21 protein-coding genes, 1 tRNA gene, 1 pseudogene and 1 riboswitch are annotated in these 21,771 nt (G+C 65.2%); of the genes and pseudogenes, 15 read left to right on the top strand and 8 right to left on the bottom strand.

Annotated elements, in window-relative coordinates:
- Nucleotides 1-192: 192 nt before the first annotated feature.
- Nucleotides 193-1,011: a trehalose-phosphatase gene (gene otsB, locus JOE31_RS19045; protein ID WP_209747261.1), complete on the bottom strand. Its 819-nt coding sequence runs from the start codon at nt 1,009-1,011 to the stop codon at nt 193-195.
- On the bottom strand, nt 1,001-2,503 hold the full coding sequence (locus JOE31_RS19040; protein WP_209747260.1) for a trehalose-6-phosphate synthase: 1,503 nt from the start codon (nt 2,501-2,503) through the stop codon (nt 1,001-1,003). The genes otsB and JOE31_RS19040 overlap by 11 nt, the downstream gene beginning before the upstream one ends.
- A gap of 180 nt (nt 2,504-2,683) precedes the next feature.
- Here JOE31_RS19040 and JOE31_RS19035 point away from each other — a divergent pair, with 180 nt between their 5' ends.
- Both JOE31_RS19035 and JOE31_RS19030 read left to right on the top strand, forming a co-directional pair.
- Nucleotides 2,684-3,574 (top strand): DsbA family protein, encoded by an 891-nt coding sequence (locus JOE31_RS19035; protein ID WP_209747258.1) that lies wholly within the window; start codon nt 2,684-2,686, stop codon nt 3,572-3,574.
- A 157-nt stretch (nt 3,575-3,731) separates the two neighbouring features.
- Nucleotides 3,732-3,808: transfer RNA gene (locus JOE31_RS19030), tRNA-Thr, on the top strand.
- Nucleotides 3,809-4,106: 298 nt separating this feature from the next.
- On the opposite strand, the gene JOE31_RS19025 is transcribed toward JOE31_RS19030, so the two are convergent.
- Nucleotides 4,107-4,601, bottom strand: a complete 495-nt coding sequence (locus JOE31_RS19025) for a hypothetical protein (RefSeq protein WP_307864451.1) — start codon at nt 4,599-4,601, stop codon at nt 4,107-4,109.
- 93 nt (nt 4,602-4,694) lie between these two features.
- On the opposite strand from JOE31_RS19025, the gene JOE31_RS21880 reads away from it, so the two are divergent.
- From JOE31_RS21880 to JOE31_RS19005, 4 genes and pseudogenes are all read left to right on the top strand, one after another.
- A complete protein-coding gene (locus JOE31_RS21880; protein ID WP_209747254.1) occupies nt 4,695-5,387 on the top strand; it encodes a metalloregulator ArsR/SmtB family transcription factor in 693 nt (230 codons plus the stop codon).
- A pseudogene (locus JOE31_RS19015) lies at nt 5,357-5,535 on the top strand (integrase core domain-containing protein); the annotation flags it as partial. The gene JOE31_RS21880 and the pseudogene JOE31_RS19015, both read left to right, overlap by 31 nt.
- 255 nt (nt 5,536-5,790) lie before the next feature.
- Entirely contained in the window at nt 5,791-6,132 is a 342-nt protein-coding gene (locus JOE31_RS19010; RefSeq protein ID WP_209747252.1) for a hypothetical protein, read from the top strand.
- Between the two features lie 119 nt (nt 6,133-6,251).
- A complete protein-coding gene (locus JOE31_RS19005; RefSeq protein ID WP_209747250.1) occupies nt 6,252-6,722 on the top strand; it encodes a GyrI-like domain-containing protein in 471 nt (156 codons plus the stop codon).
- A 37-nt stretch (nt 6,723-6,759) separates the two neighbouring features.
- Here JOE31_RS19005 and JOE31_RS19000 read toward each other — a convergent pair whose 3' ends face one another.
- Nucleotides 6,760-7,110 carry a hypothetical protein gene (locus JOE31_RS19000; RefSeq protein ID WP_209747248.1) on the bottom strand — a complete coding sequence of 117 codons (351 nt, stop codon included), beginning with the start codon at nt 7,108-7,110 and terminating at the stop codon, nt 6,760-6,762.
- A gap of 148 nt (nt 7,111-7,258) precedes the next feature.
- Here JOE31_RS19000 and JOE31_RS18995 point away from each other — a divergent pair, with 148 nt between their 5' ends.
- The 3 genes from JOE31_RS18995 (at nt 7,259) to JOE31_RS18985 (ending at nt 8,678) form a co-directional block, all read left to right on the top strand.
- A complete protein-coding gene (locus tag JOE31_RS18995) occupies nt 7,259-7,480 on the top strand; it encodes a hypothetical protein (RefSeq protein WP_245199267.1) in 222 nt (73 codons plus the stop codon).
- 156 nt (nt 7,481-7,636) lie between these two features.
- On the top strand, nt 7,637-7,939 hold the full coding sequence (locus JOE31_RS18990) for a DUF4193 domain-containing protein (protein WP_011690622.1): 303 nt from the start codon (nt 7,637-7,639) through the stop codon (nt 7,937-7,939).
- Nucleotides 7,940-8,135: 196 nt separating this feature from the next.
- Nucleotides 8,136-8,678 carry a hypothetical protein gene (locus tag JOE31_RS18985; RefSeq protein ID WP_209747247.1) on the top strand — a complete coding sequence of 181 codons (543 nt, stop codon included), beginning with the start codon at nt 8,136-8,138 and terminating at the stop codon, nt 8,676-8,678.
- 24 nt (nt 8,679-8,702) lie between these two features.
- On the opposite strand, the gene JOE31_RS18980 is transcribed toward JOE31_RS18985, so the two are convergent.
- From JOE31_RS18980 to JOE31_RS18970, 3 genes are read right to left on the bottom strand one after another with little or no spacing between them, the layout of a single operon-like run.
- The gene (locus JOE31_RS18980; RefSeq protein ID WP_245199266.1) at nt 8,703-10,277 is read right to left on the bottom strand and encodes an APC family permease; all 1,575 of its coding nucleotides are present in this window, start codon (nt 10,275-10,277) and stop codon (nt 8,703-8,705) included.
- Between the two features lie 30 nt (nt 10,278-10,307).
- Nucleotides 10,308-11,333, bottom strand: coding sequence for an agmatine deiminase family protein (locus JOE31_RS18975; RefSeq protein WP_307864450.1), 1,026 nt, complete (start codon nt 11,331-11,333; stop codon nt 10,308-10,310).
- Nucleotides 11,330-12,364 (bottom strand): nitrilase-related carbon-nitrogen hydrolase, encoded by a 1,035-nt coding sequence (locus tag JOE31_RS18970; protein ID WP_209747245.1) that lies wholly within the window; start codon nt 12,362-12,364, stop codon nt 11,330-11,332. The genes JOE31_RS18975 and JOE31_RS18970 overlap by 4 nt, the downstream gene beginning before the upstream one ends.
- Nucleotides 12,365-12,555: 191 nt before the next feature.
- On the opposite strand from JOE31_RS18970, the gene JOE31_RS18965 reads away from it, so the two are divergent.
- Nucleotides 12,556-13,035 (top strand): Dps family protein, encoded by a 480-nt coding sequence (locus JOE31_RS18965; protein WP_209747244.1) that lies wholly within the window; start codon nt 12,556-12,558, stop codon nt 13,033-13,035.
- A gap of 91 nt (nt 13,036-13,126) precedes the next feature.
- Here JOE31_RS18965 and JOE31_RS18960 read toward each other — a convergent pair whose 3' ends face one another.
- On the bottom strand, nt 13,127-14,728 hold the full coding sequence (locus JOE31_RS18960) for an MFS transporter (RefSeq protein ID WP_209747242.1): 1,602 nt from the start codon (nt 14,726-14,728) through the stop codon (nt 13,127-13,129).
- A gap of 69 nt (nt 14,729-14,797) precedes the next feature.
- On the opposite strand from JOE31_RS18960, the gene JOE31_RS18955 reads away from it, so the two are divergent.
- The 5 genes from JOE31_RS18955 to glyA all read left to right on the top strand — a co-directional run bounded on the left by JOE31_RS18955 (nt 14,798) and on the right by glyA (nt 21,684).
- Entirely contained in the window at nt 14,798-15,337 is a 540-nt protein-coding gene (locus JOE31_RS18955; RefSeq protein ID WP_209747240.1) for a TetR/AcrR family transcriptional regulator, read from the top strand.
- Between the two features lie 149 nt (nt 15,338-15,486).
- A riboswitch (glycine riboswitch) is annotated at nt 15,487-15,585 on the top strand.
- A gap of 204 nt (nt 15,586-15,789) precedes the next feature.
- A complete protein-coding gene (gcvP, locus tag JOE31_RS18950) occupies nt 15,790-18,642 on the top strand; it encodes an aminomethyl-transferring glycine dehydrogenase (protein ID WP_209747238.1) in 2,853 nt (950 codons plus the stop codon).
- 11 nt (nt 18,643-18,653) lie between these two features.
- On the top strand, nt 18,654-19,811 hold the full coding sequence (gcvT, locus tag JOE31_RS18945) for a glycine cleavage system aminomethyltransferase GcvT (RefSeq protein ID WP_209747236.1): 1,158 nt from the start codon (nt 18,654-18,656) through the stop codon (nt 19,809-19,811).
- Between the two features lie 155 nt (nt 19,812-19,966).
- Nucleotides 19,967-20,350, top strand: a complete 384-nt coding sequence (gene gcvH, locus JOE31_RS18940; protein WP_011690632.1) for a glycine cleavage system protein GcvH — start codon at nt 19,967-19,969, stop codon at nt 20,348-20,350.
- A complete protein-coding gene (glyA, locus tag JOE31_RS18935) occupies nt 20,347-21,684 on the top strand; it encodes a serine hydroxymethyltransferase (RefSeq protein ID WP_307864449.1) in 1,338 nt (445 codons plus the stop codon). Before gcvH ends, glyA begins: the two co-directional genes overlap by 4 nt.
- Nucleotides 21,685-21,771 lie beyond the last annotated feature (87 nt).

Below are 21,771 nucleotides of genomic sequence, written 5' to 3'. Positions count from 1 at the left end.
TCAGTTGTTCACGGTTTTCCAGCCGTGTACTCCCCGGCCGAAGCCGAGGAGTATCGCGTGACGCCGCACGGTGTCTGTGCGCCACATCACAAACAGAGTATGTCAGATTTTATGCATTTGGGTGCAAATGTTACGGGCGTCACATGTGAGATTCGTAACCGGGGACCGGCAGGCCCGCCAATTGAGGCGGATTTACGGGGTTTCCCCAACAGCGAGGGTCCGCTCCCGGAGCAACGTCTCCAGCAGTTCGGCGATGTGCACGGGCGCTTCGACGCGGAACTGAGCCTGGGTGAAGTCCAGCCCCACTTTCACGCCCACGTCGCCGGGATACAGGCGTCCCAACGCGTCCTCATCCGTGGTGTCGTCGCCGGCGAACACCACCGCGGTGGCGTCGGTCGCCTGGCGGAGGAATGCCATGCCCTCGCCCTTGGAAGCGTGGACCACGGACGTCTCGAGTACCCGGTTGCCGTTCTTCAGATGCACGTCGGGCCGGCCCTGCAGTGCCGCGCGTGCAGCAGCGACGGCGTCCTCGGCCACGTCGTCGGCGGCCAGGCGGGTGTGCAGCACCACGCCTGCCGGTTTGTCTTCCAGCAACGTGCCCGGCGCCTGCTCCACGATTTCCTCAAGGATCCGCCGGACGTCTGCCAGCAGGGTCAGCTGGTCAGGGTCAAGCGTCAGTTCCGACGAGCCTGGTCCCAGCCAGGCTTCGGCCCCGTGGCTGCCGATGAGGAGGGTCTCCGGGGGCGGCGAAGCGACAGCCCGGAGGCTTTTCAGGGCCCGGCCCGAGATGAGTGCCGTCGTCGTCCGCGGGAGCGCCGCGAGGGCGGCGAAGGCTGCGGCGGACCGGGGGAGTGGGCGGGCGTCAGCAGCGTGGTCAACCAGCGGCGAGATTGTTCCGTCAAAATCCATGGCCACCAGGAGGTGCTCGGTGGCGGCAACCTTCTTGAGTGCCGCCAGGAGTTCAGGCTGGAGGGTGCGGGGGGCCTTGCCCGGGGCTGCATCAGGTGTCATCGCGGACCACTTTCTCTTTGAGTGCTGCAAGGAACTCGGCTGACCAGTGGTCGACGTCGTGGTCGAGGATCTGCTTTCGCATGGACCGCATCCGGCGGGCTGCCTCGGCCGGCTGCATGTTGACGGCCCTCATGATGGTGTCCTTGAGTCCGTCGATGTCGTGCGGGTTCATCAGCAACGCCTGCTTGAGTTGGTCCGCGGCGCCGGCGAATTCACTCAGTACCAGTGCGCCGTCGTTGTTGGTGCGTGCGGTCACGTATTCCTTGGCAACCAGGTTCATGCCGTCCCGCAGTGCCGTCACCAGCATGACGTCGGCCGCCAGGTACAGCGCCACCATTTCGTCGATGGGGTAGCTGTGGTGCAGGTAGCGGACGGCGGTGTTCTGCATGGTGTCGTAGGTGCCGTTGATGTGGCCCACGGTGCCCTCAACCTCTTCGCGGAGGAGGCGGTATTGCTCCACCCGCTCCCGGCTCGGGCTCGCCACTTGGATCAGTGCCGCGTCTTCCACGGTGACCTTTCCGTCCGCCAACAGTTCCTCGTAGGCCTTGAGCCGGTGGCGGATGCCCTTGGTGTAGTCGAGGCGGTCGACGCCCAGGAGGATGGTCTTGGGGTTGCCAAGGTCCCGGCGGATCTGCCGGGCGCGTTCGATGATTTCGGGCTTGCGGGCCAGCTCGCTGATCTGCTTGACGTCGATGGAGATGGGGAATGCCTGCGCGCGGGCAATGTGGGTGGTCTGGCCGTCAGGGCCCTTGACGTGGACCTGCTGCTGCTTGACGCTGGCACCCAGGAAACGCCGGGCGGAGCGCATGAAGTTGCCGGCATCGCTGGGGCGCTGGAAACCCACCAGGTCGGCGCCAAGGAGTCCGTCAATGATGGCCCGGCGCCACGGGAGCTGGGCGAAGATTTCCGGCGGGGGGAAGGGGATGTGGTTGAAGAACCCGATCTTGAGGTCCGGGCGTGCTTCGCGGAGCATCTTGGGAACCAGCTGCAGCTGGTAGTCCTGCACCCAGACGGTGGCTCCGTGGTCGGCGTGGCGCACGACGGCGTCGGCGAACCGCCGGTTGACCTTCCGATATGAATCCCACCACGTGCGGTGGAATTCCGGCGGCGCGATGACGTCGTGGTAGAGCGGCCAGAGGGTGGCGTTGGAAAAGCCCTCATAAAAAAGTTCGACGTCGTCCGTGCTCAGCTGCACCGGGACCAGGTCCATTCCGCCGTGGCTGAAGGGCTTGACGGTTTCATCCGGGGCGCCGTGCCAGCCCACCCAAGCGCCGTCGGTTTTGGTCATCATCGGGGCCAACGCGGTCACCAGGCCGCCGGGCGACCGCCGCCAACCGTCCTCGCACCCACTGTCTTCCGGGGCGCAGCGGTCAACCGGAAGACGGTTGGACACCACCATGAAGTCATAGAGCGCGTCAGCCGCGTGGCTGCCGCCGCGCGCGGGTTTTCCTTCGGCGCTTGCTTCGGATTTTTCACGGTGCGTAGTCTGCATTGGTGCCCCTTGGGTAGCTAATGGCTCGAAGTCAACCCTAGTCGGCCGGAATCTTCCGGGCCATTCATCCGTTGGGCAAACGGACAGAAACTTGAAGGCGCAAGCTCTCAGGTTTCTCCCCTAAACTGACAAAGTTGCCACTGATGTGGTCCGCACCTGGCCGATCGACCCGAGGAACTGATGAGCGCCGCAAACGAACCCCGCAAGTCCAAAGCAGAACGCACTGCCGAGGCCCGCGAGAAAGCCCGTGAGATCCGTGAGGTGCAGCTGAAGAAGGACAAGCGCAACAAGCTCCTGATCGGTTGGGGCATTGTGGTGGCAGTCGTTGCCATCCTCGCGATCGTCGCCCTGGTAGTCAGTTCCAACATCAGGAACAACGCACCGGTGGCGGACGAAGGCCCCACCCCGGCCAACGGCAACATCCACGGCGGTGTGACACTGCTGGCCAACTCTGAGGTCGTGAAGTCGGACCCCGCCACTGTCAACGTGAAGGACGTCCCGACCAAGCCGGAAACGGCTCCCGCGGAAGTTAAGGCTCCCGGCGCCGAGGCGGAAGCCGGCAAGCCCGTGAAGGTGGTCGTCTACATCGATTTCATCTGCCCCGTCTGCAAACGGTTCGAAACCACCTATAACGAGCAGCTGACCAGCCTCCGCAACGAAGGCAAGATCTCGCTGGAGTACCGTCCGCTCGGCTTCCTGGACCAGCAGTCCACCACCAACTACTCTTCCCGCGCCGCCAACGCAGCCGCCTGCGTGGTCAATGAATCCCCGGAAAAGTACTCTGACTTCCTCAATGCACTCTTCGAGAAGCAGCCTGCAGAAGGCAGTGCTGGCCTCTCGGACAACGACCTGAAGAAGCTGGCCACGGACGTCGGAGCCAAGAGCATCGATTCATGTGTGGAAGAGAAGAAATTCAGGCCTTATGTCAAGGTGGCCACCCAGGAAGCAGCGGCCATCGGTGTGACCGGCACTCCGACTGCTTTTGTGGACGGCAAGCAGTGGGGCAAGGGCGACTCCGCCAACACTGACCTGATCCCGTTCATCCAGGCCGCCATCGACGCCAAGGGCTAGCACCGCCTGACCCGTGCGGCATTCCAGTGGCCAGGTTCCGGAACCCCGGAACCTGGCCACTGCCGTTTTTACCAGCGGGGCGTCCTTGGGCTAACCTTATCTAGCACTGCACCCAGTGCCGCCTGTTGCGCCGGATACCTCCGGCAGAAACAGGCACGCCTCCTTAGCTCAGTTGGCCAGAGCACCGCTCTTGTAAAGCGGGGGTCGTCGGTTCGAATCCGACAGGGGGCTCCACGAACCCCTATCAGTGGTGGGCTAAGCCTGTTTCGGCGCCCATGGTTCAGGCAATCTGTGTCTCGGTGGCCCTGCGGAACGTCTTCAGTGTTACCCAAGGACACCCCATTGCGTCTGCCGCTCTTCGCCACGTTTTGCCGGCAATCTTCGAATCACACAATTTTGCCGTGGACGAGGGAAAGACCAGTCCCCACGATTTACCGCTTCAGGTGTCGCGCAGGATTGGGCAACATGACCGGATGCCGGTTCATGACAGGGCGTCTGGCTGGTTCAAGGGATTCAGCCCGTCGTTTGAGTGTCAGTGGCGCGTCACCGCGGTGCTTCGCATTCCGCTGTAGGCTGCCACGACCCCTACCAGGAAGATGAGGACGGCGAGGTAGATCAGGCCGAGGTGCCCAAGGGTGGCCAGACCCCATGGGTAGTGCGCGGGGAGGGCAACGGCGAGTCCAACAACCGGGACGATAACGGCTGTGGCGAAGGCCCACCGTTCTCCGCGGCGCACCCCATACCAGGACAGGCCTGCGACGGCCAGCCCGGTCGCAGCGATGAAGCCGCTGACCGCGATGTGCAAATGGCTGATGTAGTGATACAGCTGCGGGCTGAACGCCTCGATGTCCGCCTTCCCTTTGTCCACTTGATCGGGGCCGATGCCCAGCTCAAGGAAGGCGTCCGTGAAGTTGAGCACCAAGAAGATTACGGCGTACCCCACGAAGGCCAGCCCGGCCAGCGTCATGAGAGCGGCTCCTGTCCGGAGGCGGGACTGTTCTCCTTGGGGAGTTTGGATGGTGGACACGGCCACCACCCCCTTTCTTAATTTAAGTAGGTACTTGAATAAGAGTCCCCTGACGGTAGGCTTGTCAAGAGAACTCTTGAGTAGGAGGCGCGAGTGGGGGACCAGCAGGAAAAGGATGCGCTCTTCGACGCCCTCGTAGAAGCTGCCAAGGCGTTGGGGAACGGCAGAAGGGCGCAGCTGATCGATGTCCTTGGGCAGGGCGAGCGGTCGGTTGACGAGCTTGCCGCGGAGATCCACCAGAGTATGGCCAACACATCCCAGCACCTGCAGCGCTTGCTGCGTGCCGGCATCGTCCACTCGCGACGCTCGGGGACGCGGATCTACTACTCCCTTGCCAGCCCGGCAGTGGAGCGGCTATGGCGAGCACTTCGGGAGACAGCCGAAGCGCACTCGGGGGAGCTGGGCGACCTCGTCCGTGCCTACATCGGCGATCGCGCCGACCTGAACATGATCACGCGTGACGAACTGCTGCTGCGGCTGCGGCAGGGCGACGTCGTTGTGCTGGACGTGCGGCCGCAGCCAGAGTACGAAGCCGGTCACATCCCGGGGGCGCTTTCCGTGCCCTTCTCGGACGTCAAGTCTCGACTGCGCGAGGTTCCCCAGGGGAGTGAAATCGTCGCTTACTGCCGCGGACCATACTGCCTGTATGCGGACGAGGCCGTGAGGCTGCTCACGGACGAAGGGCGCCTCGCCACAAGGCTTGAGGATGGCTTCCCCGAGTGGAAGGCGACAGGGCTCCCGATAGAACAGTCGGCCACGGCCCGGAATCCAGAGCCCCGGCCCTGATCCAGTGGTGCCACACCGCCGACGTGGACACTGCGTTCATAGACCCGTGATCACCCTGGCAGAACGGCTTCGCCGGATCCTTCAATGTCCAGTTCAGAAGGGAACAACTCTCCGGAGAAATATGGACACCATGGCCGAAGCGAAATATTAGGCCACCGTGTCAGTGATGGTCGAAAACTGAGCCGTTTCGCCCAACCGCCGTTGGCAAAGGTCGGCAGCCGACCCGCGAGTTTCGGCGACTTCACTGCCCGCCCGTAGGCGAGGCCCTTGCCGTCCTTCAAACGCTGCTCGCACTCCTCCCCGAACAACCCTGCCAGGCGGCCATCGTTCGCGCCTATTGCTGGCTCCGTGTGAGGCCTACACTGTGTTGCATCCAGCGGTGCAATGCACGAAGGAGGGCGTCATGGCCATCATTGAACACGTGCGTGAAGGAATGCACGTGGTAGCACCGGATGGTAAGAAGATCGGCAAGGTCGAGGACCTGAAAATGGGTGATCCTGAGGCGGTTACTTCGGACGGCCAGACAGATGCTGAAACAGGAGGCCTGGTTAGCACGGTGATCGACAATTTCGCGGAGACCTCCAGGCTGCCTCGCCACACCGCGGAGAGGCTGCTGCGGATCGGTTATGTAAAGGTTGACAGATCGGGTCTTTTCGCCGGGCACGCGTACCTCGCCTCGGATGAGCTTGACCGGGTTGAGGGCGACACGCTGTGGCTCAAAGAGGGCGTGCGCGCCGATCACTGAGCTGACGCGCGCGCTGTTGCGGATGCACTAGTGAAGAACGGTTCCGGTCACGGCGCAGGGCCCCGGCTCCGGGTCCTTCGACCCTTGGCTGCAGCGCTCGCTTCGCGGATGGTTGGCGTATGAGCCAAGACAAAACAGGAGTCCGGCTGGTCCAGCGCCCCGAACAGCCCACCGCCGTCATCCGCGAAAAAGTGCCCATGAACGAGCTGCAGGGATTTTTTGGCCGTGCCTTTGGCGCCGTCATGGCGGCAGCCCGGGACCAGGGCGTACAGATATCCGGGCCCCCTTTTGGCCTGTACCGGGGCATGCCCACTGACACTGTTGACGTCGAGGCGGGCTTTCCCGTGACGGCGCCAGTCAGCGCGTCGGCAGGGGTGGAAGCGGGAACCCTCCCCGCGTGCCGGGCTTTCGAAGCCACCCACACCGGTCCTTACGACACACTGGTCACCACTTACGACGCCATCCAGGAACGGATGACGGAAGAGGGGTTCACGCCGGCTGATTCAATGTGGGAGTACTACCTCAGCGACCCCGCCAAGGAGCCGGATCCCGCCACGTGGAAGACCTTGGTGGTGTGGCCCGTGGCTTGAGTCGTAGCGCCCGGGGTGTCGTGCTGAGTCCCAGCGCCTAGTCCTCTGCGTCAATCTTTTCGAGCAGGTCCTTGGCGGCCTTTGCGATGTCATCGTGGTCATATTGCGCAGCCCTGCTTTCCAGGGAAACAACAGCGCAACGGTGGACTTTCTTAAAATCGCCAAAAGGGAAACTCACACTGCCCTTGGTTCCCTCCGTCTCGTCAGGGTCCACGCCGAGGTGCCATTTGGAGAATTCCGAAAAGCCGTGCTTGTCGATATAGGCATTTTCCTGGTCCGTCGACGGTGCGTGCTCGCTCCAGTCGTCCCGGGTGTCACGGACAACCTTTCCGTCCTTCACGAGGCTGCGCGCGTGTTCGAGCGCCTTCTTGTTCAGTTTCGTGGCCATGACATACCTCCGGGGGGCGCGGATGTTGTGTGCGTCAAGGCTAGATCCACGGTGCGCGGACCGCCAGTGGCCGGCCGCTCCCGAAAAAGTAACGCCGTGGAGACTGCGGCGAAACCTGCCCACAACATGGGGCGCCTACTTTGGGCCTATGACTACACGCCTGCTCACCAGAATCGCCTCGTGGTTCGAGGCCAGTCCCACGCCGGCCGCTGCATCCTCCGCGGGCCGCGGCACCTGGGAACAAGGGAACGCCGCCATCGCCGATGTCACCAGATGGGGCTGGCTGCCGGCGCTGAGCGGAGTGTCGATTGCTGCCGACCACGCGGCGACGGTGCACCGGGAAACGGCTGCCGCGGCCAGCAAGGGATAACCGCCGGCCTGCTGCTCGGGAAGCCTGGTCTCCGCCGTCCGGCGAAGTAATTTGTCGGGTTGAACACACTTTTCTTCAACTACCGGCATAATGACCTAAACTGCTTCACTGAGGTGCCTGAAATGGCGCTGAGCAGCAACGAAAGTGAACCCCCAAATGGCTACCGATTACGACGCCCCACGCAAGACAGAAGAAGAGTCTCCGGCTGAATCCCTGGAGGCCCTTCAGGCGTCCCGCGGTGGCGGAGCCCAGACCGCCGTTATCGATGTTGATGAGAACGATACGGCCGAGGGCATCGACCTCCCCGGAGCGGATCTTTCCGGCGAGGAACTTACGGTGACTGTTGTCCCCGAACAGTCCGATGAATTCACTTGCTCCTCCTGCTTCCTGGTCCGCCACCGGTCCCAGGTTGCGCGCGAAAAGAATGGCATGAAGTACTGCCGCGACTGCGAAGGCTAAGAAGCTCCCGGCGCGCACCACAATTTCACACGCACGGCGTCACGAGGCGCCGGCGGCCCGCAGGGGCTGCCGGCGCCTCGCTGTATGCTGCCCGGAAGCAGGCTAACGGTTGGGCGCCGAAGGCATTTCGGCCCTCGTTTTCGCCTGTCAGGCCTCCTACCCTTGAGGTATCTCATCACTTCCAAGGGTGGCTGAAATGAAGAAGTTCCAAGTGTGGCTGGCGGCAATCCTGGTGGCAGCGGGACTGGGCCTGGTGGCGCCTGCGCCGGCGTCCGCCTCCTATTGCGGACTGGTGTGGGGATCGCTGGCGAAGTCCGAGGCGGCCATGAGCACCGCGAAGGTCACCAACGTGCGCACCGGGCAGCACTACTGCTTCGACCGCCTGGTGGTAGACCTCAACGGTCCGGTGGAGGGCTACACGGTCAGGTATGTCCCCACGGTGGTGCAGGACGGTTCGGGCTTGCCGGTTCCACTCAGGGGCCGGGCGTTCCTCCAGATCACCGTCAATGCCCCCGCCTATGACGACAGCGGAAACTCCACCTACAATCCGGCCGACCGGAATGAACTGTCCAACGTTGGCGGCTACCAGACCTTCCGCCAGGTGGCCTGGGCCGGGAGCTTCGAGGGTTATTCGACCATGGGCCTTGGCGTCCGCGGACGCCTTCCCTTCCGGGTGTTCAGCCTGGACGGGCCCGCGACAGGATCCCGCCTGGTCATTGACGTGGCCCATTATTGGTGACCCGCCGGAACAACCTGACCGGTCCTACTCCGGAACCACCAGGGCAGGGGTGTCCTTGCGGATGGTTTCGCCGCGGAAGAAACCGGGATTCAGCCTGGCCATGAGCAGCATGAATACCGCCCCCAGCGCGAGGATCCCCACCCCGAGGACGAAGACCAGTCCCACGCCGAAGATCTCCGATCCGCTGCCGAACTCCGGTGCTAGGCTGTCCGCGGCAGTCTGCAGGAACACCACCAGCAGACCCAGCCCGCCCAGCAGCGGGCAGAGCAACCGCAGGATGAAGTTCCGGACGCTGCTGAAGACGGTGTTGCGGAAGTACCACGCGCACGCGAACGCCGTCAGCCCGTAGTAGAAGCAGATCATCAGCCCGAGGGCCAGGATGGTGTCGTTCAGGACGTTTTCGCTGACCACATGCATCACTGCGTAGAACCCTGCGGAGAGGACGCCCGCTGCGATCGTTGCGAAGCCCGGCGTCGCAAACTTCTTGCTCATGTGGCTAAAAGGCTTTGGCAAGGCCCCGTAGTGGGCCATGGCCAGCAGGCTCCGGGACGGCGAGGTAAACGTGGACTGCAGCGAAGCCGCCGAGCTGGACAGGACCGCCAGCGACATGAGGATGGCGAACGGGCCCATGACGGGGGACGCCAGCGCGGTGAAGATGTTTGCGTGGTTCTCTTCGTTGTTCAGTCCGACGCCCTCGGTGCCCACACCGGCGAACATCATGGTGGCGATGCTGACCAGGAGGTAGATGCCCAGGACCACGACGGCGGTAAGGGTGCCGGCGATGCCCGCCGTCTTTTTGCCATTGGCCGTTTCCTCGTTCACGGTGAGGCAGACGTCCCAGCCCCAGTACACGAAGATGGACAGCGAAATTCCGGCGGCAATCTGGCCGAAAGTCTCGATTTTGGTGACGTCAAACCATTCCCAGCTGAACGGGATGGAGGTTTCCGAGGAAGACCAGTTGGCAAAGGCCATGGCCACGAACAGTCCGAGCACCAGCAGCTGGAAACCCACCAGGCCGTACTGCACAATCTTGGTGGTGTGCAGGCCGCGGTAGCTGATCCAGACGGCCAGCGCCACAAACACGACGCAGGTGGCGACGTTCAGCACCTTGTCGGCGGCGAGGTCCGCCAGCTCCGGCACGCCCGTGAGCTGGGCGAGGAACAAATAGAAGAAGTCCACCGCCACTGCGGCCAGGTTGGATAGCACGATGATGTTCGCGGCGAGGAGCCCCCAGCCTCCCATCCATCCCACCCATGGGCCGAAGGCCTTGGTGACCCAGGTGAAGGTGGTGCCGCTGTCCGGCGAATCTGCGTTGAGTTCCCGGTAGGCCAGGGACACCAGGATCATGGGGATGAAGCCGATGAGGAAGATGACGGGCAACTGCAGCCCGGCCTCGTTCACGGTGGGGCCAAGGGCGCTGGTGAGCGTGTAGGCCGGTGCAATGGTGGAAATGCCGAGGACGACGACGGCGAGGAGGCCCAGTTGCCCGCCCTTCAGTCCCTTTCCGGTAATGCCGTGCGGGGTGCCGGGTGCGTCAGTGCCTGCTAATGCCGTGCCGGCAGCACCGGCCGCGGAGCTGTGGCGGATGGTTTGGGTCATGTCAGGCCCTTTCTGGGTGGTCCGTACGTTTTAGGAGGCAGCGGGCTGCTGCTGGGTGATGCAGTGGATGCCGCCGCCCCTGGCGAACAGTTCGCGGGCGTCGATGCCCACGATGCGGCGGCCGGGGTAGGCATCGGCGAGGATCCGGAGGGCCTTTTCGTCGTTGGGGTCGCCGAAGGTGCAGGCAATTACGCCGCCGTTGACCACGAGGTGGTTGATGTAGCTGTAGTCCACAAAGCCCTCCGGGTCACTGAGTGCCACGGGAGCGGGGACTTCGATGATGTTCCACTCGCGGCCGGCTGCGTCCTGGGTGGCCGAGAGGAAACTGATGATTTCGCGGCTGACCTCGAAATCGGGATGTTCCGGGTCCTGCTGGGAGTGCACCAGTAGCGTGCCGGGAGACGGGATGGCGACCACTATGTCCACGTGGCCCCGGGTGCCGAACCGCTCTGAGTCCCTGGTCAGGCCGCGGGGAAGCCAGATGGCATGGGTGGCGCCGATGGTGCGGGCGAGCTCTGCTTCCACGTCGGCCCTGGACAGCCCGGGGTTGCGTCCCGGATCCAGCTGCACGGTCTCGGTCACCAGCACGGTGCCTTCGCCGTCCACCTGGATGCCGCCGCCTTCATTAACGAGGGCGGAGGCAATGTGCCGGGCGCCGGACCGGCCGGCGACTTCCGCGCCGATCAGCGAGTCCTTGTCCCAGCGGGCCCAGTCCTGCCCGCCCCAGCCGTTGAAGACCCAGTCGACGGCGCCGAGGCGACCGGCGTCGTCGAGGACAAAGGTGGGGCCGATGTCCCGCATCCACGCATCGTTCAGGTCCGCGGTGAGCACCTCGACGGCGGGATCCAGGTAGCGCGCGGCTGTGCCGACGTCGTCGGGGGTCACCACCATGGTGACCGGCTCGAACTCGACGGCGGCGTTGGCGACGGCGGACCACACGGTCCGCGCGGCGTGTGCCTCTTGGGGGGTGTCGCCGAGGGTGTAGCCGCCTGTGGGGAAGGCCATCCAGATGCGCTCCTGCGGAGCCGTCTCGGCGGGCATGCGCCAGCGGCTCACGCGGTCACCTCCAAGTAGACGGGGGCAGGACCGCCGAGCGGTTGTTCGGGCCGCACCGGTTCGGTGAGCCGGGCGTAGGTGTCCGGGCGGCGGGTGGCAAGGAACGGGAACAGCGTGAGCCAGTCCTTGCGCTGGTCCAGGTCCAGGTCGGCGACGAGGACGGCGGATTCGTCGCGTGGAGCCTGCGCCAGGATCCGGCCGTAGGGGTCCGAGATGAAGGAGGAACCGTAGAAGTTCAGCGTCCCCTCACTTCCCCAGCGGTTCGGCGCCACCATGAACAGGCCGTTGGCGATGCCGTTGCCGACGATCACCTGCTGCCAGAGCGGCCGGGTGTCGAAGTCCGGGTGGTCGGGTTCGGAGCCGATGGCCGTGGGATAGACCAGGATTTCCGCGCCACCCAGGGAATACAGGCGCGCGAGTTCCGGGAACCATTCGTCCCAGCAGGTGGGCATGCCCAGCCGGGCGCCGCCCAGTTCGGCGGGGGAGTGGACCTCGTAGGCGTCCTCCACGGCCGGGCCCGGGCGGAAGAACTTGTCCTCGTAGTAGCCTGCGGTCACCGGGATGTGAAGCTTATGCGTGCGGGCCAGCAGTTCGCCCTCGGGGGACACCAGGATGGACGTGTTCAGTCCCAGGCCGTCGTCCGAACCGTCGGGGTTCTCCGCGCGCTGGTACAGGGAGGCGTGGACGGTGATCCCGTGCCGGCGTGCGGCCCCGGCGGCGAACCGGAACGTGGGGCCGGTCAGCAGGTCCTCGGCGAGGTCCGACGGGCGGGGACGGGCGGCCCACGAACGGGACGTGTCGTTGTCAGGGAGCGTATCCGCCGGGTAGCGGGACAGCGTGAGTTCCGGCAGGAAGACGACAGTGGCTCCCAGCCGGGCGGCCCGTCCGATGCCCTCATCAAGTTCGAGGCGGAGTTCCGCGGGGTCGGCGTGCCAGCGGTGCTGGACCACGGCGATCCTCAGGGCGGGACGGGCAGAGGGCTGGGTCCGCGCCAGGGAAACGGGCGGTTCGAGGCAGGTGATTTCAATCATGGTGAATACTCCAGTGAGACGGTCGTCACTAAATGAATGACGTTCATTTAGTATTCACGCGGAGATGCCTCATGGCAAGGGAAAGTGAGGAATATTCATTTTGTTAAGCCGCCCGCGAGATTCGGTGGCGCCGCTGTGGCGGCTGGGATAGTTTCGGATTACCCGAGAAACCGCTGACACCAGGAGGATCAATGAAGGCATCACCGACGCTGACGAATAATCTGCAGGCTGTGCTCGCGGACCTGATTGAACTGCATATCCAGGGCAAGCAGGCCCACTGGAACATCGTGGGAACGAACTTCCGCGACCTCCACCTGCAGCTGGATGAAATCATCGACGCCGCCCGGAACTTCGCCGATGACATGGCGGAGCGCATGCGTGCACTCCATGCCCTGCCGGACGGCCGTAGTGCCACGGTTGCCGAGACCACGAGCCTTGCGCAGTTTCCGCAGGGGCTGATCAGCACCAAGGGCGCCGTGGACCGCATTGTGGCGGCGCTCGAAGCGGCTGTGGGCACCATGCGCAAGGTCCACGATGAAGTCGACGAGGAAGATCCCACGACGGCGGACCTTCTCCACGAGTTCATCGCCAAGCTCGAACAGTACGCCTGGATGGTGGGCGCGGAGAACATGAAGGCCTCGGCCAGCGTGACCACTCCCGACAGCAAGTAGGGCCGGCAGTACGTGAGCCCGGCACCGGATGACTCCGGTGCCGGGCTTTCTGTTTGGCGGGGTGCGGGCGAAGGCTGGTGGCCTGCCGGCGCTATGTGGCCTTGGGTACTCCGCGGAGTACGACGGCGACGAGGGCTGCCGCCCCCGCCATCAGTACCAGCCCGATGGAGGCCGTCACGTGGACGCCCGATTCAAACGCAATCCGGGCGGCGGACGTCAGGGCGTCCGCCAGCGGTGCGGGGAGCGAATGAGCGAGTTCTATGGCCCCCGCCAGGGTTTCGCGGGCCTGCGTGATCCCCTCCGCGGCGCTGCCGGGGCCGGCGCCTGCAATGCTCTCCGGCAGGACCAGGTTCCGCTGGTAGGAAGCCGTCAGGATTGAGCCGAGGATGGCCGTGCCGAGGAGTGAGCCGATCTCATAGCCGGTCTCCGAAATGGCAGCTGCCGCCCCCGACTTTTCCGGCGGGACCGACCCCAGGATCAGGTCGTTGGAAATCGTTTCGGCTGCTCCCACGCCGAGGGCCAGGACCAGTAGGGCGCCCAGCAGGACGGCCGGACCGCCCGAGTGGTCCCCGAAGGCCACCATGAAGTAGCCGGTGGCGCTGAGGGAAAGGCCTCCGGCCACCACGAATCCCGGCCGGACTTTCCGCACCAGCGGGACCACGAACAGGCCGGCAACCACGGTGGCAACCAGGGCCGGGATCATGGCGATTCCGGCCTCCGTGGGCCGCTGGCCCTCCAGTAGCTGGAGGTGCTGGGCCAGGAACAGGATGAAGCCGTTGAAGGAAAAGAGTGCCAGGACGTTGGCCGTGATGGCCGTGCTGAAGATCCTGTTTCCGAAGAGGCTCATGTCCAGCAGCGGACTGGACAGCCTCCTCTGGCGCCGGACGAAGACGTAGCCCATGAGCAGTCCGAAGCCGATGGCCGCTGCCGGCATGGGATGGAAGCCCTCCGTTGCCAGCGATTTGATGCCGTAGACCAGCGGAACCATTGTCAGCAGCGAAAGGGCGATGCTGGCACCATCCACCGCTCCTGGCCGGGGGTCCCTGGACTCGGGAATCAGGGCCGGGCCAAGCAGCAGGATGGGCAGCATGATGGGCACGGCCACCAGCAGGATTGCGCCCCACCAGTAGTGCTCCACGAGCCAGCCGCCAAAAATCGGCCCCAGTGCGGCGCCGCCCGAGAACCCCGCCGCCCAGATGGCGATAGCCAGCCTGCGCCGGTTGGGGTCCGGAAAGATGTTGCGGATCAGGGACAGGGTGGACGGCATGAGCATCGCACCGAAGAATCCGAGTGCTGCGCGGCCGGCGATCAGCCATTCTGCGCTGGGGGCGAAAGCAGTGGCCGCCGACACCGCGGCAAAACCGGTGCTTCCGATCAGCAGGAGCCGCCGGCGGCCGATCCTGTCGCCGAAACTTCCCATGGCAACCAGGAGGCCGGCAAGGACCAGGGGGTAGGCGTCAACAATCCACAGCAGCTGGACGCCGGTGGGCTCGAGGCTGCCGGCGATGGCGGGCAGCGCGAACGTCAGCGCGGTGTTGTCCACGGCGACCAGAAGTACCGGGAACATCAAAAGCGCCAGGGCCAGCCAGTCGCGCCCCCGCTTCGGAATCGGGGAGCGGCTGCCGACAGCCGCGGGCGCTGCGGAAGTGAGGCGCTGCATGGCCGGCGTCGAAGGTGACTGCGAGTTTCCCATGAATATAACTGTACCGTCTGGACGGTATAGTTAAGAAATGAGCCCGGGCCACCGGGCATGATAGGAACCATGGCCAGAAAACCCGTTGCCCGCGAGGCTGTGCTCGACGCCTTTGAATCCCTGCTGATCGAGGTGGGTGAACGCGCCGCCACACTGGATGCTGTGGCCCGGCGGGCAGGGGTTTCCAAGGGCGGGCTCCTGTATCACTTCCCGAACAAGGAAGCCATGATTTCCGCCCTGCTCGAGCGCATGGACCGGCTCGTTGCGGGGGATTTGGACGCCATGGCCAAAGCTCCGGAGGGGGCCGCGGTCTATTTCATCAGGTCCTCGCTCTGGGCGGACACTCCGCTGGACCGGGTCTTTGTGGCTGCCACCCGGCTCGCCGAAGTCGCGCACCAGGAAACGCTGCATCGTTTCGCGGCCGTCCAGGGGAGCTGGCTGGAACTTCTGGCCGGAGACGTCGGCCCGGCCATGGCCAAGGCCGTGCTGTACATGGGTGACGGCCTCTACTTCAATGCCATGCTGGCCAGCGGACCCGGCGCCGCCCCGTCCGAAATGGGCGGCGACGTCGACAGCCTGCTGGCCGCCGTCGAACGCCTTCGCGGCTGACGGTGCCACGAGGGCGGAGGCCTGCCTTCCGGCACCACCGCGACCCGGGCCGTAACGCGGCGTCGGCCTGGTTGCGGAGTTTGCAGACTGGACCTGCACGTAGGACAATTGACGCTGTGACTGTTGTCACCGCTAACTAAATATGCCTTTGATCTGCGGCGGGAGAGTTCTGCAAGTAGGTACAAGCAGGCGCCGTAGGAGCAAACCCTCCCCAGGAATCTCTCAGGCCCATGTACCGCCGTGGCAAGGCAACTCTGGAAAGCAGCATGCTGTCCGTTTGTGTCCCAACCATGTTGGAGGCAACAAGCCAGGACACGCGATGCTCACCGACGGTGCAAGCGGAGCTGTGCGAGAGCACGGTCCTGCGGAAACTCTCAGGTCCAATACAGAGCGGGGAGGAACCCGGACCACTGCGGCGTACCCTGCGCCGCCATTAGTAATGGAGTTCCTTCGTGACGGTTAGTTCAGCCTCCACCACCTTCGTCGACCGGCATATTGGCGCCCGCCGCCAGGCCGACATCGACACCATGCTCAAGTCCGTCGGCTACGACACCGTGGACTCGCTGGTAGACACCGCGGTCCCCAAGGACATCCGCCAGGAAGTCGCCCTGACGTTGCAGGACGCCCTGAGCGAGGTCGAGGTACTGGCCGAACTGCGCAAGCTGGCTGCCAAGAACAAGACGGCAGTACAGATGATCGGCCAGGGCTACTACGACACGGTGACCCCGGCAGTGATCCGCCGCAACATCCTCGAATCCCCGGCCTGGTACACCGCCTACACCCCCTACCAGCCGGAAATCTCTCAGGGCCGCCTTGAGGCACTCCTGAACTTCCAAACCATGGTCCAGGACCTCGTGGGCCTGCCCATCGCCAACGCCTCCCTGCTGGACGAAGCCACCGCCGTGGCTGAAGCAGTCCTGATGATGCGGCGTGCCAACAAGAACAAGGCCGCCCATGACGGCAAGACGGTCCTGGACGCCGATGTCCTGCCGCAGACCATCGCCATCGTCAAGGGCCGTGCCGAGGCGCTCGGCTTCGAGGTTGAGGTGGCGGACCTCTCCAAGGGGCTTCCCGACGGCGTCATCAACGGCATCGTTCTGCAGCAGCCGGGCGTTTCCGGCCGGGTCTTCGACCACGCCGCCGTAATCGCCGCCGCGAAGGAACGCGGCGCGCTGGTCACCGTGGCGGCCGACCTCCTCTCGCTGACCCTGATTACCCCTCCGGGTGAGCAGGGCGCGGACATCGCCGTCGGCTCCACCCAGCGCCTGGGTGTGCCGCTGTTCTTCGGCGGCCCGCACGCCGCCTACATGGCCGTCCAGAAGGGTCTTGAGCGTTCCATGCCCGGCCGCCTGGTGGGTGTGTCCAAGGACAACGCCGGCACCCCGGCCTACCGCCTTGCCCTGCAGACCCGCGAGCAGCACATCCGCCGCGAAAAGGCCACATCCAACATCTGCACCGCACAGGCACTGCTGGCCATCGTTTCGTCGATGTACGCCGTCTACCACGGCCCTGACGGACTGAAGTCGATCGCCGAGACCGTCCACCAGAACGCGCGCAGCCTGGCGGCGTCCCTGCAGGGCGCAGGCCTCGAGATCCTGCACGGCAGCTTCTTCGACACCATCACCGTCCGCGTGCCGGGCAAGGCCGCCGACATCGTCGCCGCCGCCGAAGCCAGGGGCATCAACCTGCGCGGCATCGACGCCGACACCGTCGGCATCTCCGCTGACGAAACCACGACGCCGGAAACCGTCGCCGCCGTTGCCGCCGTCTTCGGCGCCGAGGTTGCCTCGGACGACGCAGGCTTCGCCCTCGAGGCCGCCGTCGAGCGTTCGTCGGACTACCTGCAGCACCCGGTCTTCAACACACACCGCTCGGAAACCCAGTTGCTGCGCTACATCCGCAAGCTCTCGGACCGCGACCTCGCGCTGGACCGCACCATGATCCCGCTGGGTTCATGCACCATGAAGCTGAACGCCACCGCCGAGATGGAAGCCATCTCCTGGCCGGAGTTTGCCTCCATCCACCCCTTCGCCCCGGACTCCCAGACCGAAGGCTGGCGTGAACTGATCGAGGGCCTGGAAGCGGACCTCGCGGAGATCACCGGCTACGACCAGGTCTCCATCCAGCCGAACGCCGGCTCGCAGGGCGAGCTCGCGGGCCTGCTGGCGATCCGCGGCTACCACCTGTCCCGCGGCGATGACCAGCGCAACGTCTGCCTGATCCCGGCCTCGGCGCACGGCACCAACGCCGCGTCCGCCGTCCTGGCCGGCATGAAGGTGGTCGTCGTGGCCACCGCGGCCGACGGCACCATCGACCACGCCGACTTCCAGGCGAAGATCGAAACCCACAAGGACGTCCTGTCCGCGATCATGATCACCTACCCGTCCACGCACGGTGTGTACGACGCCGACGTCCGCGAAATCTGCGACTCGGTGCACGCGGCCGGCGGGCAGGTCTACGTTGACGGCGCCAACCTGAACGCCCTGGTGGGCCTGGCGCAGCCGGGCAAGTTCGGCGGCGACGTGTCCCACCTGAACCTCCACAAGACCTTCTGCATCCCGCACGGCGGCGGCGGGCCGGGCGTCGGCCCGGTAGCAGCCAAGGCCCATCTTGCGCCGTTCATGCCGGGCGATGCCAACAAGGCTGCCCACGAAGACGGTCACGGCGTGGCAATCTCGGCCTCGCGCTTCGGTTCCGCCGGGGTGCTCCCGATCTCCTGGGCCTACGTGAAGCTGATGGGCGGTACCGGCCTGACCGAGGCCACCAAGTCCGCGCTGCTGGCGGCGAACTACATCGCTTCCCGCCTGAACGAGTTCTTCCCGGTCCTGTATACCGGCGAAGGCGGACTCGTGGCGCACGAGTGCATCCTGGACCTGCGTGCCCTGACGGCCAAGACGGGAGTCACGGCGGAAGACGTGGCCAAGCGCCTCATCGACTTCGGCTTCCACGCCCCCACGCTGGCATTCCCGGTTGCCGGCACGCTCATGGTGGAGCCCACCGAGTCCGAGGACCTCGTGGAGATTGACCGCTTCATCGATGCCATGATCACCATCCGCCAGGAAATCGACCAGGTGGCCAACGGCGACTTCACGGTGGAGAACTCCCCGCTGCGCAACGCACCGCACACCGCGGCCGCCGTCGTCTCCTCCGACTGGAGCCGCGAATACCCGCGCGAGCAGGCCGCCTTCCCCGTCCACCACCTCAAGCAGGACAAGTACTTCCCGCCCGTGGGCCGCATCGACGGCGCAGCAGGGGACCGCAACCTGATCTGCTCCTGCCCGCCCATCGAAGACTTCGAAAACTAAGGATTCCCGCGATGACTGAGAACTACACCGCGCTCTATGAAGAGCACAAGAAGCTCGGCGCGTCCTTCACCGATTTCGGTGGCTGGCAGATGCCCCTGAAGTACTCCTCCGAGCTGGCCGAGCACCACGCCGTCCGCAAGTCTGCCGGACTGTTCGACCTCTCCCATATGGGCGAAGTCTGGGTCACCGGCCCGGACGCCGCAGCCTTCCTGGACTACGCTCTGGTCGGCAAAATTTCCGCCATGTCCGTGGGCAAGGCCAAGTACTCGCTGATCTGCCAGGAAGACGGCGGCATCATCGACGACCTCATCGTTTACCGTCGCCCGGCGGCGGACGCCGCAGGAAACAGCACGGACAAGTTCCTGGTGGTGCCCAACGCCGGCAACGCCGCTGTGGTCGCCGCCGCCCTCGCCGAACGGGCTGCGAAGTTCGACGTCGTTGTGGAGGACGCTTCCGCAACGACCTCGCTGATCGCCGTCCAGGGTCCCAAGGCCGAAGCCATCCTGCTTCGCCTGGTTCCGGCGGCACAGCACGAGCTGGTTACCGGACTGAAGTACTACGCCGCCGTCGAAGTTCCCTTCCTGGTGGCCGGCGCCCCCAAGGACCTCCTGCTGGCCCGGACCGGCTATACGGGTGAGGACGGCTTCGAGATCTTCGTGGACAACGACGACGCCGCAGCCCTGTGGCAGGCCATAGCGGCCGTCGCCGAGGAGGGCGAGCTCGTGCCCGCCGGCCTGGCATGCCGCGACTCGCTGCGCCTGGAAGCCGGAATGCCGCTCTACGGCAATGAGCTCTCCCGCGAAGGCAACCCCTATGCAGCAGGCCTCGGTCCGGTAGTCTCACTCGCCAAGGAAAGCGACTTCGTGGGGCGTGCGGCGCTCGAAGCACTCAAGGCCGGCGGCGCCGGTGCCACGAGCGGACGCAAGCTGGTGGGCCTCAAGGGCCTGGGCCGGCGCGCGGGGCGCGGCCATTACCCGGTGCTCAAGGACGGCGCAGTTGTTGGCGAAGTGACCTCCGGCCAGCCGAGCCCCACGCTGGGCTACCCCGTGGCCCTGGCCTATGTCGACGTCGAATTCTCCGAGGTGGGCACCGCCCTGGACATCGACCTGCGCGGCAAGGCAGAGCCTTTCGAAGTCGTCGCACTGCCTTTCTACAAGCGCCAAAAGTAGCTTTTGGGTTGCGTTGGGCCTGAGATCCGCTGCGTGCTGCTCCTTCGTCGCTCTGACGCACGCTGCCGGATCCCAGCCCCGACGCTCTCTCACTTCCTGCAGTGTTTGGGCCAACGCTCTCTCACTTTTCGCAAACCAATCTGAAGGAAAAACACATGGCAAAAGTAGCCGCTGAACTGCAGTACTCCGACGAGCACGAGTGGGTGGCCCGCGAGGCCGGCAACCTGGTCTCGATCGGCATTTCCGCCGTGGCCACGGACGCCCTCGGCGACATCGTGTACGTTGACCTGCCCGAGGTCGGCTCCACCGTGACGGCAGGGGAGACCTGCGGCGAGGTCGAGTCCACCAAGTCCGTTTCGGACCTGTACTCCCCGGTCACCGGCGAGGTCACGGAAACCAATTCCGCCGTCGTCGACGACCCCGCACTGATCAACAGCGATCCGTACGGTGCCGGCTGGCTCTTCAAGGTGGCCGCGGATTCCGACGGCCCGCTGCTCTCCGCCGAGGAATACGCTTCCAAGAACGGCGGCGAACTGTGAGCGGCGCAACCGCGGGCGCAGGCACCGGAACTGTCGCCTTCGAGCAGGTAGTCTCCCCGTCCCTGGATGCGGACCTGTCCGCACTGGACCCTGAGATCGCGGCGAAGATCGACGACGAACTGGCCCGCCAGCGCACCGGCCTGGAAATGATCGCCTCGGAGAACCACACCGCCAAGGCTGTCATGCAGGCACAGGGCTCCGTGCTGACGAACAAGTACGCCGAGGGCTACCCGGGCAAGCGCTACTACGGCGGCTGCGAACACGTTGACGTGATCGAGCAGCTGGCTATCGACCGGGTGAAGGCCCTGTTTGGAGCGGAATACGCCAACGTGCAGCCGCACTCCGGCGCGCAGGCCAACGCCTCGGTGATGCACGCGCTGATCAAGCCGGGCGACACCATCATGGGCCTGAACCTGGCCCACGGCGGCCACCTGACCCACGGTATGCGGATCAACTTCTCCGGCCGGCTGTACAACGTGATCCCGTACCAGGTCCGCGAAGAGGACCACCGGATCGACATGGCCGAGGTGGAGCGCCTGGCCCAGGAGCACAAGCCGCAGCTGATCGTCGCCGGCTGGTCCGCCTACGCCCGCCAGCTGGACTTCGCCGAGTTCCGCCGCATCGCCGACTCCGTGGGCGCTTACCTGATGGTGGACATGGCGCACTTCGCCGGTCTGGTTGCAGCCGGGCTGCACCCCTCACCCGTGCCGCATGCGCACGTCACCACGTCCACCACGCACAAGACCCTCGCCGGTCCCCGCGGCGGCATCATCCTCTCCAACGACGCCGACATCGCCAAGAAGATCAACTCGGCAGTGTTCCCCGGTCAGCAGGGCGGTCCGCTGGAGCACGTCATCGCCGGCAAGGCCGTGGCGTTCAAGATCGCCGCGTCCCCGGAATTCAAGGAACGCCAGGAACGTGTCCTCGCCGGTGCCCGGATCCTGGCGGACCGCCTGGTCCAGCCGGACGTCACCGCCAAGGGGATCAACGTGATCTCCGGCGGCACCGACGTCCACCTGGTCCTGGTGGACCTGCGCAACTGTGAGTTGGATGGCCAGCAGGCAGAGGACCGCCTCGCGGAAATCGACATCACCGTCAACCGCAACGCCGTGCCCTTTGACCCGAGGCCGCCGATGGTCACCTCGGGTCTGCGTATCGGAACCCCGGCCCTCGCGACCCGCGGTTTCGGCGAAGCCGCCTTCGCCGAGGTTGCCGATATCATCGCTGAGGCCTTGATTGCCGACGCCGGGGCGGACCTGTCCGGCCTGCGCTCCCGCGTGGAGGCGCTGGCCGCCGCCCACCCGCTCTACCCGTCGGTTGCGAACCTCGGCTAGAGCACGTATTACAGAAGTACAGATCACGACGCCGGGCGGCCGCCACAAGCTGCCGCCCGTCGTTGTGCATCCGGCAGGACGACCGCC

This window comes from Arthrobacter sp. PvP023 (assembly GCF_017832975.1).
Taxonomy (GTDB): domain Bacteria; phylum Actinomycetota; class Actinomycetes; order Actinomycetales; family Micrococcaceae; genus Arthrobacter.
Note: the sequence above shows the minus strand (reverse complement) of the source record. Positions and strands in the feature narration are given on the sequence as shown.

Coding starts and splice junctions, on each gene's coding strand:
- otsB (WP_209747261.1), bottom strand. CDS start 1,011: ATGACACCTGATGCAGCCCCGGGCAAGGCCCCCCGCACCCTCCAGCCT.
- JOE31_RS19040 (WP_209747260.1), bottom strand. CDS start 2,503: ATGCAGACTACGCACCGTGAAAAATCCGAAGCAAGCGCCGAAGGAAAA.
- JOE31_RS19035 (WP_209747258.1), top strand. CDS start 2,684: ATGAGCGCCGCAAACGAACCCCGCAAGTCCAAAGCAGAACGCACTGCC.
- JOE31_RS19010 (WP_209747252.1), top strand. CDS start 5,791: ATGGCCATCATTGAACACGTGCGTGAAGGAATGCACGTGGTAGCACCG.
- JOE31_RS19005 (WP_209747250.1), top strand. CDS start 6,252: ATGAGCCAAGACAAAACAGGAGTCCGGCTGGTCCAGCGCCCCGAACAG.
- JOE31_RS19000 (WP_209747248.1), bottom strand. CDS start 7,110: ATGGCCACGAAACTGAACAAGAAGGCGCTCGAACACGCGCGCAGCCTC.
- JOE31_RS18995 (WP_245199267.1), top strand. CDS start 7,259: ATGACTACACGCCTGCTCACCAGAATCGCCTCGTGGTTCGAGGCCAGT.
- JOE31_RS18990 (WP_011690622.1), top strand. CDS start 7,637: ATGGCTACCGATTACGACGCCCCACGCAAGACAGAAGAAGAGTCTCCG.
- JOE31_RS18985 (WP_209747247.1), top strand. CDS start 8,136: ATGAAGAAGTTCCAAGTGTGGCTGGCGGCAATCCTGGTGGCAGCGGGA.
- JOE31_RS18980 (WP_245199266.1), bottom strand. CDS start 10,277: ATGACCCAAACCATCCGCCACAGCTCCGCGGCCGGTGCTGCCGGCACG.
- JOE31_RS18970 (WP_209747245.1), bottom strand. CDS start 12,364: ATGATTGAAATCACCTGCCTCGAACCGCCCGTTTCCCTGGCGCGGACC.
- JOE31_RS18965 (WP_209747244.1), top strand. CDS start 12,556: ATGAAGGCATCACCGACGCTGACGAATAATCTGCAGGCTGTGCTCGCG.
- JOE31_RS18960 (WP_209747242.1), bottom strand. CDS start 14,728: ATGGGAAACTCGCAGTCACCTTCGACGCCGGCCATGCAGCGCCTCACT.
- JOE31_RS18955 (WP_209747240.1), top strand. CDS start 14,798: ATGGCCAGAAAACCCGTTGCCCGCGAGGCTGTGCTCGACGCCTTTGAA.
- gcvT (WP_209747236.1), top strand. CDS start 18,654: ATGACTGAGAACTACACCGCGCTCTATGAAGAGCACAAGAAGCTCGGC.
- gcvH (WP_011690632.1), top strand. CDS start 19,967: ATGGCAAAAGTAGCCGCTGAACTGCAGTACTCCGACGAGCACGAGTGG.